Below are 14,248 nucleotides of genomic sequence, written 5' to 3'. Positions count from 1 at the left end.
CAGGGCACTTGCCCTGTTTTTTTTCGGGAGTTTATCATGCACACCTTATTACTCCTTGCCGCACTCTCCAGTCAGATTACGTTCAAAACAACGCATGAGGGGGAGATGACGACCATTATTCCTCAGGTCATATTGACTGAGCCCTGCGTGTGTCAGGTGCAAATTATCTCTTCACGTCAGGGACAGGGCGGACAAAGTACCTCCAGCCAACGCAACACGCTGTCTATTCCCGCTAATCAGCCCATTGATTTAACCCGGCTTAGTTTAAATATCGGCCCTCAAGATTCTGTAAAAATTGTCGTTAATGTATCTGACGGGCAATCGCTACATTTATCGCAACAATGGCCGGGTTCCGAATGAAATATTCACGAAATCAATATATTGGATAATTTGGCGGTTCCCAATGAATGTTTCTATGATGTTAATAAGGAATGCATGACCCCTCAGGGATGATCTCTCATTGAGGAGCCAACCATGGCAGCGTCCACAGTAAAATGTATCTTTGCGGCAGCTATTATCGCTTCAACGGCCCTGACACCGGCGTTTTCAGCAACGTTAGTTAACGGCGGCGTGATTCATTTTCGCGGGGCGATAGTTGAAGATCCGTGTGAAATATCCCCTGCACAGCATCAGTTTGTGCTGTCTTGCCCACATCAGGGGCGCATGCAAACGACTCAGGTAAGTTATCGGGACGCGCTCAGGGGGAATAATCCCTACCCGAACATTGCCACTGTCAGCATGAAATACATTAACCCTGAAAAAACACTAGGCGTTGTACAAATCGATTATCGTTAAACATCAGCTCTCCCGCCTTCGGGCCGGAGGGCTTTTCCAATCAATCTCTTCTTCCCAACCGACCGCTGCTATACACTTAATTAATAGATGGGCAGTAGTAGAGGGTTGGATATGAAACCGCAAATTGAAGTTGTTCTCGGGGATATCACCACGCAGCACGTGGATGTCATTGTCAATGCAGCCAATCCATCACTGATGGGGGGAGGAGGCGTTGACGGAGCCATTCATCGCGCGGCCGGGCCGCAACTGCTGGAAGCCTGTAAAGTTGTCCGTCAGCATCAGAGCGAGCTGGCGCCGGGCCATGCGGTGATTACCGTTGCGGGAGATCTCCCGGCTAAAGCGGTGATTCATGCCGTCGGCCCGGTATGGCAGGGCGGGGAAAATCACGAAGCGAGAAGCCTTGAAGATGCGTATCTGAATTCTCTGCGTCTGGCTGCCGCCAATGGCTATAAAACGCTGGCCTTTCCGGCGATTAGCACCGGCGTTTACGGTTTTCCAAAGGCCGCAGCGGCGGCGATAGCGGTGGCGACAGTTTCAGACTATCTCACCCGTAAGCCACTGCCGGAGCGGGTATACTTTGTTTGCTATGATGAAGAAAATGCCCAGCTATACCAGCGACTCCTTACCCAACGGGAACAAGAACTCGGCGCATAACACGCGGCTCGGGCGAGCGATCTCGCCCGTCAACGCCGAACATCCGGGGCTGTGCGGTTTGCTGCCTCTGGATGACAGCCTCGACGCTTTCGCCTGCCGCTATCGGCTGGCGGAAATGGCGGAGAAAACTCTGGATGTGCAGTACTACATCTGGGAGGACGACATGTCGGGGCGGCTGCTGTTTTCGGTGCTGCTGGCCGCCGCATCGCGCGGAGTCCACGTCCGATTGCTGCTGGACGACAATAATACGCAGGGGCTGGACACATTCCTGCGTTTACTTGATTCACACCCCAATATTGATGTTCGCCTGTTTAATCCTTTCTCTTTCAGAACGCTGCGTGCGCTGGGTTATCTCACCGATTTCGCCCGATTAAATCGCCGTATGCACAATAAAAGTTTCACCGTAGATGGCGAAGTGACCATCATCGGTGGGCGAAATGTCGGGGATGCCTATTTTGGAGCCGGAGAGGCGCCGCTTTTTACCGATCTGGATGTGATGGCCATTGGGCCGGTGGTGGCAGATGTGGCTGACGATTTTGAACGCTACTGGACCAGTGCCTGTGTCGCTACTCTGAAACAGGTGCTTGACCTGTCGGAAGAAGAGATTGAATCGCGCCTCCAGCCTCCTGATGACTGGTATCAAAATGACATTGCCCAACGGTATCTGAATAAACTGGAATCCAGCCAGTTCATCACCCATCTTGAAGCACGCGATTTACCGCTCATCTGGGCTAAAACGCGGCTGCTCAGCGACGATCCACGTAAAGGATTAGGGCGAGCGAAACGCCATTCCCTGCTGCCTGCGCGCCTGATTGATGTGATGGGGTCTCCGGTCGAACAAATCGATATTATTTCCTCCTATTTTGTCCCCACTCGCGCGGGCGTGGCGCTGCTTCTGCAAATGGTGCGCAAAGGTGTCAAAATCGCCATTCTCACCAATTCACTGGCGGCTAATGACGTGGCGGTAGTACATGCAGGATATGCACGCTGGCGTAAAAAACTGTTGCGCCACGGGATTGAGCTGTATGAGCTGAAACCGACACAAGATTTCGTGCCGGGGCTGAGGGATCGAGGATTGACGGGGAATTCTGGCTCCAGTCTGCATGCCAAAACATTCAGCATTGATAACGAGAAAGTGTTTATCGGTTCGCTGAATTTTGATCCGCGCTCAACGATGCTCAACACCGAAATGGGCTTTGTGATTGAAAGCGAAGTCCTGGCGCGGCTCATCCACCGTCGTTTTCTGAAAAGCCGTCAGCAGGAGGCGTGGCAAATCCAACTGGATAAATTCGGACGCTTGAACTGGGTTGAGCAAAAAGAGGGGCAAGAAATTGTTCTGAAGAAAGAGCCGAAAACGCGCTTCTGGCAGCGGGTGCTGGTGCGTCTGGCCTGGTGGCTGCCGGTGGAGTGGCTGCTCTAGACGCGCCGGAAGCCCGGCGCGTCAGGGGAATTACGCCGCTTTGGTTTGCGGCTTACCGGAAAACAGGAAACGCAGAAGCGGAATTCGCAGATGAACTTCATACAGCAGAATGGCGATGCCCACGACAAACACCAGGCCAGTGAAAAAGCCTAATGCATTAGAACTAATGTGCGGAGTGATGTATGCACCAAAAAAGAGCGTCAGCGGGTGGTGAACCAGGTAGATAAACAGCGAAGCATTCACAAAATAGGTCACACGCGTTGATTTGAAATTCAACAGACGATGCCCCAGCGCAAACACCACATTCACCATCCACAGCCCCAGCAGCATGGTAATCACGCTTTCCGTTTCATACATCCACGCATCGCCGCTGCCGTAACGCTGATTCAGCAGATAGGCGGCAAACGCCAGCGCAGAGCCGACAGCGCACCAAGGCGACGGAGTGGTGAACATCTCTTTGAGCTTCGGTGCGATAAAGGCCAGTGCGCCGAGCATAAAGAAAGGGATGTAGAACAAGGTTTGCATCACCACGAAGTTAAACAGCCCATCGCTGAGCACCGGCGGATAAACCACAAACAGAATACGGCGGATCGCGCCGTAGGTGATTCCCAGTGCTAAGAAGAGCAGGGAAAGTTTCGCCCAGGTTATATTGGGAAAGTGCGATTCGTGATGTCGACTCAGTTTGCGGCGTAACTTGCTGAAAATCCACAAACTGACGGTGGTCATCACCACCAGCACTAGCAGGAACCACAGATGTGATACCAGTTCCCAGACCAGGGTGTTGTATTTTTCGTAGAACGTTAGATTCTGCCAGTTATCCGCTTTGCCTTTGACGTACTGCAACATGATGAACTGGGGCAGCGTGAGCAGCGGGATGGCGGTCAACATCGGGATGCCGACGCGCTCTACGCGCACTTTCCACCAACGTTTGATGGGATAGCGCAGAAACAGCATATAAGAGAAATAGCCTGAGATGACGAAAAAGACCTGCATCCGGAAGGAGTGAATAAAGTCGTTGAACAGTGTCAGCCACCATGAGGGCTCTATACTGTTTACATGCCAGGTGTGGCTGGAGTAAATCAAAGAGATGTGAAAAGGGATCCCCAATAGCATCAGCCATGCCCGGATCGAGTCGAGGAAATATTCACGTTGTACAGGTACATTGGTCATATAACTTTGTGCATTCTCAGACTTTTCGCCTTATCCATAAGACTAATAGTGGTTACATTCGAAGCCAACCCTACACCAAGACCGACACCCTGTCTCCAGGATAAGCACGCAAAGTGAAGAGAGGGTCTTCTGATTGCTTAATCCATGAGCCAGCGCGCTGAACAAAGCAGTGATAATGTTGTCGGATTGCCTGAATTTCCAGTAAAATGGATCGGATCGAATTAAGCACACAAAGGGGGAAGTGCTTACTTATTATGAAACATAAATCACAAATGATAAAAATGCGTTGGTTAGGTGCTGCAGTATTGTTGTCACTGTATACCTCTTCTGCATGGTCTTTTTCCATCGATGATGTCGCAAAACAGGCAAAATCGTTGGCTGATAAAGGCTATGAGGCGCCAAAAAGTAACCTGCCCTCCGTCTTCCGCGATATGAAGTATGCGGACTATCAGCAGATCCAGTTCAATCACGACAAAGCGTACTGGAATAACGTTAAAACCCCGTTCAAGCTTGAGTTTTATCATCAGGGTATGTACTTCGACACCCCGGTTGCCATTAATGAAGTGACGGCAACTGCGGTACGTAAGATCAAGTACAGCCCGGATTATTTTAATTTTGGCGATGTGAAGCACGACAAAGACACGGTTAAAGATTTGGGATTTGCGGGCTTCAAAGTCCTTTACCCCATCAACAGCAAAGATAAAAACGACGAAATTGTCAGCATGCTGGGGGCCAGCTATTTCCGCGTGATCGGTTCTGGTCAGGTTTATGGCCTGTCTGCGCGCGGTTTGGCTATCGACACGGCGTTACCGTCGGGTGAAGAATTCCCGCGTTTTCGTGAGTTCTGGATTGAGCGTCCAAAACCAACCGATAAACGCCTGACTATCTACGCACTGCTGGACTCTCCGCGTGCCACGGGTGCCTACCGCTTTGTGATCATGCCTGGCCGAGATTCGGTCATTGACGTGCAGTCCAAAGTTTATCTGCGCGACAAAGTGGGCAAACTGGGCGTTGCACCGCTGACCAGTATGTTCCTGTTTGGGCCGAACCAGCCGTCTCCGGCAACCAACTTCCGCCCGGAACTCCATGATTCCAACGGTCTGTCCATTCTTGCCGGCAACGGTGAGTGGATCTGGCGTCCGCTGAACAACCCGAAACACCTGGCGGTCAGCAGCTTCGCAATGGAAAACCCGCAGGGCTTTGGTCTGTTGCAGCGTGGTCGCCAGTTCTCCCGTTTTGAAGATCTCGACGATCGTTACGATCTGCGTCCAAGCGCCTGGGTCACACCGAAAGGGGACTGGGGCAAAGGGAAAGTGGAGCTGGTTGAGATCCCAACCAACGATGAAACTAACGACAACATCGTCGCTTACTGGACTCCGGATCAGCTTCCGGAAGCTGGCAAAGAGATGAACTTCAAATACACCATTACCTTCAGCCGTGATGAAGACAAACTGCATGCGCCGGACAACGCGTATGTGATGCAGACTCGCCGTTCTACGGGTGATGTGAAACAGTCCAATCTCATTCGCCAGCCTGATGGTACCGTGGCGTTTGTAGTCGATTTCGCCGGTCAGGATATGAAAAAACTGACGCCGGATACGCCTGTGACGGCGCAAACCAGCATTGGTGACAATGGTGAAATCGTTGAAAGCTCCGTGCGTTACAACCCGGTGACCAAAGGGTGGCGCTTAACCCTGCGTGTGAAAGTGAAAGATCCAAAACAGACCACTGAAATGCGTGCTGCGCTGGTCAATGCCGATCAGCCGCTGAGTGAAACCTGGAGCTATCAGCTACCTGCTAATGAATAATACATCTGAATACATCGATGCCATGCCGCTGACAGATATTGAAAAAGCGGCGCTGCCAAAGAGCGACATCCGCGCGGTTCATACCGCGCTGGATGGCGATCATCACGAGTTTACCCGTGATGACGATACGCCACTGGGATCAGTCAAGGCGCGTCTGGAGCAGGCCTGGCCGGATTCGCTGGCAGAAGGGCAACTGATTAAAGACGACGAAGGGCGCACACAGCTGAAGGCTATGCCGAAAGCAACGCGCTCTTCCATGTTCCCGGACCCGTGGCGCACCAACCCGGTTGGGCGCTTCTGGGATCGTTTGCGCGGTCGCGATGTGACACCGCGCTATCTGTCTCGCCTGACGAAAGAACAGCAGGCGTCCGAGCAGAAATGGCGTACCGTGGGCACTATTCGTCGTTATACCCTGCTGGTATTGACGCTGGCGCAAACCGTTGTTGCAACCTGGTATATGAAAACCATCCTGCCATATCAGGGCTGGGCGATGATTAATCCTGCCGATATGGTGGGACAAAATCTGTGGGTTTCATTCATGCAGTTGCTGCCGTACATTCTGCAAAGTGGGATCCTCCTCCTCTTCGCGGTGTTGTTCTGCTGGGTCTCGGCCGGTTTCTGGACCGCGCTGATGGGCTTCCTGCAACTGCTGATGGGGCGTGACAAATACAGCATTTCAGCGTCAACGGTCGGGGATGAAGCTTTAAATCCTGAGCACCGCACGGCGCTGATCATGCCTATCTGTAACGAAGACGTCGACCGTGTATTTGCGGGCCTGCGCGCCACCTGGGAGTCTGTGAAGGCGACCGGAAATGCGGCGCATTTCGACGTCTACATCCTGAGCGACAGCTACAACCCGGATATCTGCGTTGCCGAGCAGAAAGCGTGGATGGAACTGATCGCAGAAGTACAGGGCGAAGGGCAGATCTTCTACCGACGTCGTCGCCGTCGTGTGAAACGTAAAAGCGGTAACATCGATGACTTCTGCCGTCGCTGGGGAAATCAGTACAGCTACATGGTGGTACTGGACGCCGACTCCGTGATGACCGGTGAGTGTCTGACCGGGCTGGTGCGTCTGATGGAAGCGAACCCGAACGCCGGGATCATCCAGTCATCGCCAAAAGCGTCTGGTATGGACACCTTGTACGCGCGCTGTCAGCAGTTTGCGACCCGCGTTTACGGGCCGCTGTTTACTGCCGGTCTGCACTTCTGGCAGCTGGGTGAATCTCACTACTGGGGTCACAACGCCATTATTCGTGTACAGCCGTTCATCGAACACTGTGCGCTGGCACCGCTGCCGGGCGAAGGTTCATTTGCCGGTTCCATTCTGTCCCACGACTTCGTGGAAGCCGCGCTGATGCGCCGTGCAGGCTGGGGGGTGTGGATTGCTTACGATCTGCCGGGTTCTTATGAAGAGCTGCCGCCGAACCTGCTGGATGAACTGAAACGCGATCGCCGCTGGTGTCACGGCAACCTGATGAACTTCCGTCTGTTCCTGGTAAAAGGGATGCACCCGGTTCACCGCGCCGTGTTCCTGACCGGGGTGATGTCGTATCTCTCTGCGCCGCTCTGGTTTATGTTCCTGGCGCTGTCGACGGCATTGCAGGTCGTGCACGCTCTGACTGAACCACAGTACTTCCTGCAACCGCGCCAGCTGTTCCCGGTGTGGCCGCAATGGCGTCCTGAGCTGGCGATTGCGCTGTTTGCCTCGACCATGGTTCTGCTGTTCCTGCCTAAGCTGCTCAGCATCATTTTGATCTGGTGCAAAGGCTCGAAAGAGTTCGGTGGTTTCTGCCGCGTGACGCTTTCCCTGCTGCTCGAAGTGCTGTTCTCGGTACTTTTGGCTCCGGTGCGCATGTTGTTCCACACCGTGTTTGTGGTTAGCGCGTTCCTTGGATGGGAAGTGGTCTGGAACTCACCGCAGCGTGATGATGACTCAACGCCGTGGGGCGAAGCCTTTATGCGTCATGGTTCGCAAATGCTGCTGGGTCTGGTGTGGGCTGCAGGTATGGCGTGGCTGGATTTACGTTTCCTGTTCTGGCTGGCACCGATTGTGTTCTCGCTGATCCTGTCGCCGTTTGTCTCCGTTATCTCCAGTCGTTCTACGATGGGATTACGCACTAAACGCTGGAAACTGTTCCTGATCCCGGAAGAGTATTCCCCGCCGCAGGTGCTGGTGGATACCGATAAGTATCTGGAGATGAACCGCAATCGCTCGCTGGGTGATGGTTTTATTCACGCGGTCTTTAATCCGTCGTTTAACGCCTTAGCCACCGCAATGGCAACGGGCCGTCACCGCGCCAGCCAGGTGCTGGAGATCGCTCGCGATCGCCACATCGAACAAGCGCTGAATGAAACGCCGGAAAAACTGAACCGCGATCGCCGTCTGGTGCTGTTAAGCGATCCGGTGACCATGTCGCGTTTACATTACCGCGTCTGGTCCGCGCCGGAGAAATATTCGTCGTGGGTAAATTATTACTCGACGATAACGCTTAATCCGCAGGCCCTGAAGGCGAAGTAAGCAGAACGAAAATGAAAATACCGGCCAAGGCCGGTATTTTTTTACATGAGGTTTTAATGAGAATACTCATCGTGGTGATAATGGCGCTTATGCTGACCGGATGTGGCAGCATTATCAGCCGCACTATTCCTGGTCAGGGTCATGGCAACCAGTATTATCCCGGCGTGCAATGGGATGTCCGCGACTCCGCATGGCGCTACGTGACAATCCTCGATCTGCCATTTTCGCTGGTCTTCGATACGCTGTTGTTGCCCATCGATGCCCAGCACGGCCCATATGAATAGCGTGAATTAACGCTCATCCCACTCGTCCGCTGCGGTTTGCCCCTCTTCGGTATCCAGCGGCGGTTCAAGCTGAAACTCACCCTCGTCCCATTCGTGAAGGGTGTTTTCTTCAAGCCACTCCTGGCGCAGTTCGATCTCTTCATACTCACCATCGAAAACCGCCTGAGCGGCTTCACCGCTCAGCACCGGCAGACATTCTCCTTCTTCACCCTCGTCGGCGAAGAATTCGGCCTGCCACATAATATCGCCATCCTGCAGGACATATTTTTGGATATTGAGTTGCTGAATATCCGCATCTTCGGCTTCGACGCCAGAATTGTCAGCGAGAAATTCTTCACGAGCGGCGTCAATAGCTTCTTCCAGCGTGGCATACATGGTCATCGGTTTCTCCCTGTGATTCGCAGTGGTGTTCAGGGAAATAATAGCTGATTCTCTGATTTTGCAAGTATGAATGCGCCAATAAGTTATCAGGAGGATGCATTAAGCGCGGGCTGCGAGGCGCGGGCAAGGCTCCACCAAGAATAAATAGCGTTAAACAGCACAACGAGGGCCGTGACGATAAACACGGCGCGGAAACCATAACTGGCAGAGATCCCTGCCCCAACCAGCGGCCCTGTGACGTTGCCGATATCACGGAAAGACTGGTTATAGCTGAAGATCCGTCCGGCAATTTGGTTTGTGGAGTTGTAGACCAGCAGCGTTTGCACCGCAGGGAGTAGCGCCCCGTCTGCAGCACCGAGCAGGAAGCGCAATACGCCCAGTTGCCACGGCGTCTGTACGAACGACATGGGGATCAGAAGCAAGACGGAGATAATCAGTGCGGCAATCAGAATTTTTTCCGGGCCGATGCGATCGCCCAGTTTCCCGAGACGCGGGGCACTGAGCAGCGCGGCGACACCAGGCACCGAGGCAATCATCCCACTGATAAAAGCGATATTGCTGACGTTACCCGCTAACTCGCGAACGTACAGTGTCAGTATTGGGGCGATAGAACCGGTCGCCACCTGAATAATCATCGTCGTGACAAACAGGCTTAATACCAGTTTTGGATTTTTCAGCGAGCCGATAACATCGCGGGCATGCAGCATCTCTTTCTTTGGCACCGGAGTGAAGTTTTCCCGGATAAAGAACGCCGTCAGCAGGAAGCAGGCAAAAAGGACGCTGGCGGTAATGAAGAATACCGGACGCAGGCCGTAGCTATCGGCCATCAGGCCGCCAGCAAGCGGGCCCAACAGTGCGCCGCTGACTGCGCCAGTCGATAACGTTCCTAGTGCCCAGCCGCTTTTATGACGTGGGATTTGTGTGGCGATCAGCGCGTTAGCGTTAGGCACAAAGCCACCCAGTAATCCCAAAAGGGCACGCAGGATCAGAAACTGCCAGATGTTTTGCGCCAGCCCCATCAGCACCATGATGATGGCCATGCCGAGGGCCGAACGCAGGAGCATAATCTTGCGCCCCTTACGATCGGCAAGCCCGCCCCAGAAGGGGGACGCGACGGCTGAAAACAAGAAGGTGATACTGAACACCAGGCCAGACCACATGTTCAGCGCGCTATGGCCAGTCACGCCGAGGTGTTCGACGTACAGGGGCAGAAAGGGCATGACCAGGCTAAAACCGGCACCGGTCAGAAAACAGCCAAGCCAGACAACAATGAGGTTACGCTTCCAGTTTATGGGGGCATCTGAGGGCGACATAGCAATCCGTAACGCAAAAAAAGAAGGTAATAAGCCTGCTAATTATGCGCCTGAGTGATGATTGCTGCAATGCGAAGGGCTTTTAAAGCTAAAAGTGGATGCGGCCTGAAAGACCGCATTGCGATTAATAGCGCGAGGGTTCGCCTTCTGGGCGTGTTTTGAAACGACGATGCAGCCACATATATTGCTCAGGGGCGAGCATGATGCATTTTTCCACGATGCCATTCATCCATCTGGCCGTGGTTTCTGCATCTTCGAGCGGCGGTGTGCATTCCGGCTCAAGCATCATTAACTCGTAGCCTTTTCCGTCGGGTTTACGACGCGGAACGAAGGGCACGATAGCCGCTTTTGACATCTTCGCCAGCATCCAGGTTCCGGTGGTGGTCGCCGTTTTTTCGACGCCAAAGAAGGGGACGAACACGCTGGATTGCTTACCATAGTCGTGGTCCGGCGCGTACCAGATCACTTCACCGTTTTTTAGCGCGCGGATCATTCCTTTAAGGTCTTTACGATCAATCATGCTCTTATTGGAACGCATGCGGCCCCAGGTTTGTAGCAGGTCGATGACCGGATTATCGTTCGGGCGATACACGCCGATTCCCGGTGCTTGCATGCCGAACATCCGTGCCCCGATTTCGAGGGTGAGAAAATGAATCCCAATCAGCAGCACGCCGGTTTTTTGCGCTTGCAGTGTATGCACCGGTTCCATGCCCGTACCGGTCACCTCGAACCAGCGCGCCATACGTTTGTCTGACCAGAACCAGGCCATTCCCGTTTCCATCAAACCCATACCGACGGATTCGAAATTTTTCCTGATCATGCGGTGGCGCTCTTGCGCACTCATTTCTGGAAAGGAAAGTTCCAGATTTCGATTCGCAATTTTGACGCGCCGTTTCATGTAGCGCTGAGCGATATGACCGAGGCCGCATCCAACACGATAAATCACCGGGTAGGGCAGTTGAACCAGCAACCATAAAAGGCCGACGCCAGACCAGATTGGCCAGTAACGCGGGTGGAGCAGCTCCATAGAAAATTTGGGTAATTGGGTCATGTCTTTCCTGTCTTTTTCGTCCTTATGCAATCATTCTCGCATTTTTTAAAACCATAACCAAAACGAATGAGTTCCAGATGAGCGCTTTTACAGCAATTGTTGCGACATTATTTTTTGGATGAGGAAAATGTAGCGCAAAATATGGGGATGTAAATTCTCATTGTATGCTATATGATGCCGCCGATTTTCTTTCTCTTAACGATTGCAGGAACCGTACACCATGCCAGTGTTACACAACCGCATTTCGAATGAGACGTTGAAAGCACGCATGCTGGCTGAAACCGAAGCGCGTGTAACGATTTCATTCTACAAATATTTTTCTATCCCTGAGCCGCAGGAAACCCGCGACGCACTGTATAAATCCTTCGAAGCGCTGAGCGTGTTTGGCCGCGTTTACCTGGCTCATGAAGGCATCAATGCCCAGATCAGCGTGCCAGAAAGTAAAGTCAGTGCTTTCCGCGATTTTCTTTATGGTTTTCACCCGGCATTCGACAATCTGCGCCTGAATATCGCGCTGGACGATGACGGGAAATCCTTCTGGGTGCTGCGCATGAAAGTGCGGGAACGTATCGTAGCGGATGGAATTGACGATCCCTCGTTCAACGCCGCAGATGTTGGCGAGTATCTGAAAGCGGCTGAAGTTAACGCCATGCTGGACGATCCGGATGCGGTGTTCATCGATATGCGTAACCACTACGAGTACGAAGTGGGGCATTTCGAGAACGCGCTGGAAATCCCGGCTGATACCTTCCGCGAGCAGCTGCCGAAAGCCGTCGAAATGATGCAGGAACACAAAGATAAAAAAATTGTGATGTACTGCACCGGCGGCATTCGCTGTGAAAAAGCCAGTGCCTTTATGAAACACAGCGGTTTCAACAAAGTCTGGCATATTGAAGGCGGGATTATCGAGTATGCCCGTCGTGCGCGTGAGCAGGGTTTACCGGTGCGCTTTATCGGTAAGAACTTTGTCTTTGACGAGCGTATGGGCGAGCGTATTTCTGAAGACATCATCGCGCATTGCCATCAGTGCGGAACGCCTTGTGACACCCATACGAACTGCAAAAATGACGGCTGCCATCTGCTGTTTATTCAGTGTCCGAGGTGTGCGGAGAAATTCAGAGGATGCTGTAGCGAACTGTGTAGCGAAGAGAGCGTGTTGCCTGAAGAGGAACAGCGCCGCCGTCGCGCAGGACGTGAAAACGGCAATAAGATCTTCAATAAATCACGCGGTCGTCTGAACACTAAACTCGGTATTCCTGATCCGGAATAACCCGTAATATCCCGGCTGCATCGCGCAGCCGGGATAGTGTTGCACTACTTCTGCTGTACGCCTTCCACGGAAATAATCAACTCAACGTCCTGCGATGCCGGACCTAAATCGGTGGTAATGTTAAAATCTTTCAGATGGATTTTACCCGCGGCCTCGAAGCCAGCGCGCTTGCCGCCCCACGGATCATCACCCTGACCAATGAGTTTTGCGTCGAGTGTAACCGGTTTGGTCACGCCATTCAGCGTCAGGTTGCCGGTAATATCCAGCCCTTCACCATCCTTTTTCACTGCCGTTGAGGTGAATGTCGCCTGCGGGAATTTCGCCACATTGAGGAAATCTGCGCTGCGCAGGTGTTTATCGCGCTCGGCATGGTTAGTATCCAGGCTGGTCGTGTTAATGGTCACATTCACTTTGTCCGCTGCGGGATTCTTCTCGTCGAAGCTAAAGGTGCCATCGAAATCTTTAAATGTGCCATACAGCCAGCTATAGCCCAGATGCTGAATACGGAAATTAACGAAGGCGTGTTGGCCCTCTTTATCAATTTTATAATCAGCCGCCACGGCAGAGCCGGTGGCAAATACCAGAGAACCTAACGCGATACCCAGCAGGTGTTTTTTCATTTTATACTCCAGAGTCAACCGACGATCGGCCCAGCATGCGCTTGAGCGTGGCGTCTTTATCGATGAAATGATGTTTAAGGGCCGCAAGGCCGTGAAGGACAGATAAAATCACGACGCCCCAGGCAAGCCATAGATGCACCTGGCCCGCCAGATCGGCCTGAGAGCCGGCGTCCGTGAGAGTTGCCGGAACGTCAAAAAGACCAAATACGCTAATCGGTTTGCCGTCTGCGGTGGAAATCAAATAGCCGCTGATAAAAATGGCAAACAGGACCCCATAGAGCGCGATGTGCGCACCCGCCGCGCTAATCCGCGTCATTTTGCTGTAGCTTTTCAAGGGCGGAGGTGGCGGAGAAAAGTGGCGCCAGACGAGTCGAACGACCAGAGTCATCATCAGCAGGATGCCAATGCTTTTGTGCAGTTCAGGAGCCTGATGGTACCAGCCGTCGTAATAGCTCAGCGTCACCATCCACAAACCTAAGCCGAACATGCCATAAACCGCGAGGGCAATTAACCAGTGCATTAGCATGGATATTAATCCATAGCGTGCAGAAGAATTACGCAGTTGCATAAAGATGACCGTCTCTAATTAATTTGAAGGGTAAACATGGCCTGTGAAGAATATTATTGCAAATGATATTTAAGTATTAGGATTATTCATTTTTCTATTTCAGTTATTTTGATTGTATCTTTGCATTTTGATTCAATGTATTCGTGGTTGAAGTGGGTTTTTTGACATCTTTACTGGCTTGCGGAGTGGGTGTTGGTTATCAAATAATTTGCGGTAGTTTCAGTTAATATAAAGTATTGTCAATTATCGTCAGCGCATCTTTTCAGAAAAATACAATATAAATAACATCGATGATTGCCAGTGCGGACCATAATAAAATATAGAGCATTAAATGCTCGCGTATATTATTAACCAGATAATCAAAAACCCTGCGCATCATTTCTGCTACCGACG

15 protein-coding genes are annotated in these 14,248 nt (G+C 52.3%); 8 read left to right on the top strand and 7 right to left on the bottom strand.

The features are described 5' to 3' along the window. Positions 1 to 36 precede the first annotated feature (36 nt). The 4 genes from csgC (at position 37) to JBO43_RS09955 (ending at position 2,869) form a co-directional block, all read left to right on the top strand. Entirely contained in the window at positions 37 to 360 is a 324-nt protein-coding gene (gene csgC, locus JBO43_RS09970) for a curli assembly chaperone CsgC (RefSeq protein ID WP_103948666.1), read from the top strand. 114 nt (positions 361 to 474) lie between these two features. Then, positions 475 to 795, top strand: a complete 321-nt coding sequence (locus JBO43_RS09965) for a YmdA family protein (protein WP_202674220.1) — start codon at positions 475 to 477, stop codon at positions 793 to 795. Between the two features lie 111 nt (positions 796 to 906). After that, positions 907 to 1,449: an O-acetyl-ADP-ribose deacetylase gene (gene ymdB, locus JBO43_RS09960; protein ID WP_202674219.1), complete on the top strand. Its 543-nt coding sequence runs from the start codon at positions 907 to 909 to the stop codon at positions 1,447 to 1,449. After that, positions 1,382 to 2,869, top strand: a complete 1,488-nt coding sequence (locus tag JBO43_RS09955) for a phospholipase D family protein (RefSeq protein WP_202674218.1) — start codon at positions 1,382 to 1,384, stop codon at positions 2,867 to 2,869. Before ymdB ends, JBO43_RS09955 begins: the two co-directional genes overlap by 68 nt. A 30-nt stretch (positions 2,870 to 2,899) precedes the next feature. Here JBO43_RS09955 and mdoC read toward each other — a convergent pair whose 3' ends face one another. Beyond that, a complete protein-coding gene (gene mdoC / locus JBO43_RS09950) occupies positions 2,900 to 4,039 on the bottom strand; it encodes a glucans biosynthesis protein MdoC (protein ID WP_202674217.1) in 1,140 nt (379 codons plus the stop codon). Positions 4,040 to 4,311: 272 nt separating this feature from the next. On the opposite strand from mdoC, the gene mdoG reads away from it, so the two are divergent. The 3 genes from mdoG to JBO43_RS09935 are packed head-to-tail and all read left to right on the top strand — an operon-like array spanning position 4,312 to position 8,652. Then, positions 4,312 to 5,847 (top strand): glucans biosynthesis protein MdoG, encoded by a 1,536-nt coding sequence (gene mdoG / locus JBO43_RS09945; RefSeq protein ID WP_095284233.1) that lies wholly within the window; start codon positions 4,312 to 4,314, stop codon positions 5,845 to 5,847. Further along, positions 5,840 to 8,368: a glucans biosynthesis glucosyltransferase MdoH gene (gene mdoH, locus JBO43_RS09940; protein WP_103948663.1), complete on the top strand. Its 2,529-nt coding sequence runs from the start codon at positions 5,840 to 5,842 to the stop codon at positions 8,366 to 8,368. Before mdoG ends, mdoH begins: the two co-directional genes overlap by 8 nt. 56 nt (positions 8,369 to 8,424) lie before the next feature. Continuing rightward, on the top strand, positions 8,425 to 8,652 hold the full coding sequence (locus JBO43_RS09935) for a YceK/YidQ family lipoprotein (RefSeq protein WP_095284236.1): 228 nt from the start codon (positions 8,425 to 8,427) through the stop codon (positions 8,650 to 8,652). 6 nt (positions 8,653 to 8,658) lie between these two features. Here JBO43_RS09935 and JBO43_RS09930 read toward each other — a convergent pair whose 3' ends face one another. The 3 genes from JBO43_RS09930 to JBO43_RS09920 all read right to left on the bottom strand — a co-directional run bounded on the left by JBO43_RS09930 (position 8,659) and on the right by JBO43_RS09920 (position 11,397). Further along, a complete protein-coding gene (locus JBO43_RS09930) occupies positions 8,659 to 9,033 on the bottom strand; it encodes a MysB family protein (protein WP_202674216.1) in 375 nt (124 codons plus the stop codon). An 86-nt stretch (positions 9,034 to 9,119) separates the two neighbouring features. After that, positions 9,120 to 10,346 (bottom strand): multidrug efflux MFS transporter MdtG, encoded by a 1,227-nt coding sequence (gene mdtG / locus JBO43_RS09925; protein WP_095281558.1) that lies wholly within the window; start codon positions 10,344 to 10,346, stop codon positions 9,120 to 9,122. A 124-nt stretch (positions 10,347 to 10,470) separates the two neighbouring features. Continuing rightward, positions 10,471 to 11,397 (bottom strand): Kdo(2)-lipid IV(A) acyltransferase, encoded by a 927-nt coding sequence (locus tag JBO43_RS09920; protein WP_095281559.1) that lies wholly within the window; start codon positions 11,395 to 11,397, stop codon positions 10,471 to 10,473. A 220-nt stretch (positions 11,398 to 11,617) separates the two neighbouring features. On the opposite strand from JBO43_RS09920, the gene trhO reads away from it, so the two are divergent. Then, positions 11,618 to 12,667, top strand: coding sequence for an oxygen-dependent tRNA uridine(34) hydroxylase TrhO (trhO, locus tag JBO43_RS09915; protein ID WP_103947989.1), 1,050 nt, complete (start codon positions 11,618 to 11,620; stop codon positions 12,665 to 12,667). Between the two features lie 44 nt (positions 12,668 to 12,711). Here the strand turns inward: trhO and JBO43_RS09910 are convergent, their stop codons facing one another. The 3 genes from JBO43_RS09910 to JBO43_RS09900 all read right to left on the bottom strand — a co-directional run bounded on the left by JBO43_RS09910 (position 12,712) and on the right by JBO43_RS09900 (position 14,231). Further along, the gene (locus JBO43_RS09910) at positions 12,712 to 13,287 is read right to left on the bottom strand and encodes a YceI family protein (RefSeq protein WP_202674215.1); all 576 of its coding nucleotides are present in this window, start codon (positions 13,285 to 13,287) and stop codon (positions 12,712 to 12,714) included. Between the two features lies 1 nt (position 13,288). After that, on the bottom strand, positions 13,289 to 13,855 hold the full coding sequence (locus JBO43_RS09905) for a cytochrome b (protein WP_202674214.1): 567 nt from the start codon (positions 13,853 to 13,855) through the stop codon (positions 13,289 to 13,291). A gap of 262 nt (positions 13,856 to 14,117) precedes the next feature. After that, positions 14,118 to 14,231 carry a YceO family protein gene (locus JBO43_RS09900; RefSeq protein ID WP_103947992.1) on the bottom strand — a complete coding sequence of 38 codons (114 nt, stop codon included), beginning with the start codon at positions 14,229 to 14,231 and terminating at the stop codon, positions 14,118 to 14,120. Between the last annotated feature and the right edge of the window lie 17 nt (positions 14,232 to 14,248).

Origin of the sequence: Lelliottia jeotgali, from assembly GCF_016771845.1 — a bacterium.
Lineage (GTDB): Bacteria > Pseudomonadota > Gammaproteobacteria > Enterobacterales > Enterobacteriaceae > Enterobacter > Enterobacter jeotgali.
Note: the sequence above shows the minus strand (reverse complement) of the source record. Positions and strands in the feature narration are given on the sequence as shown.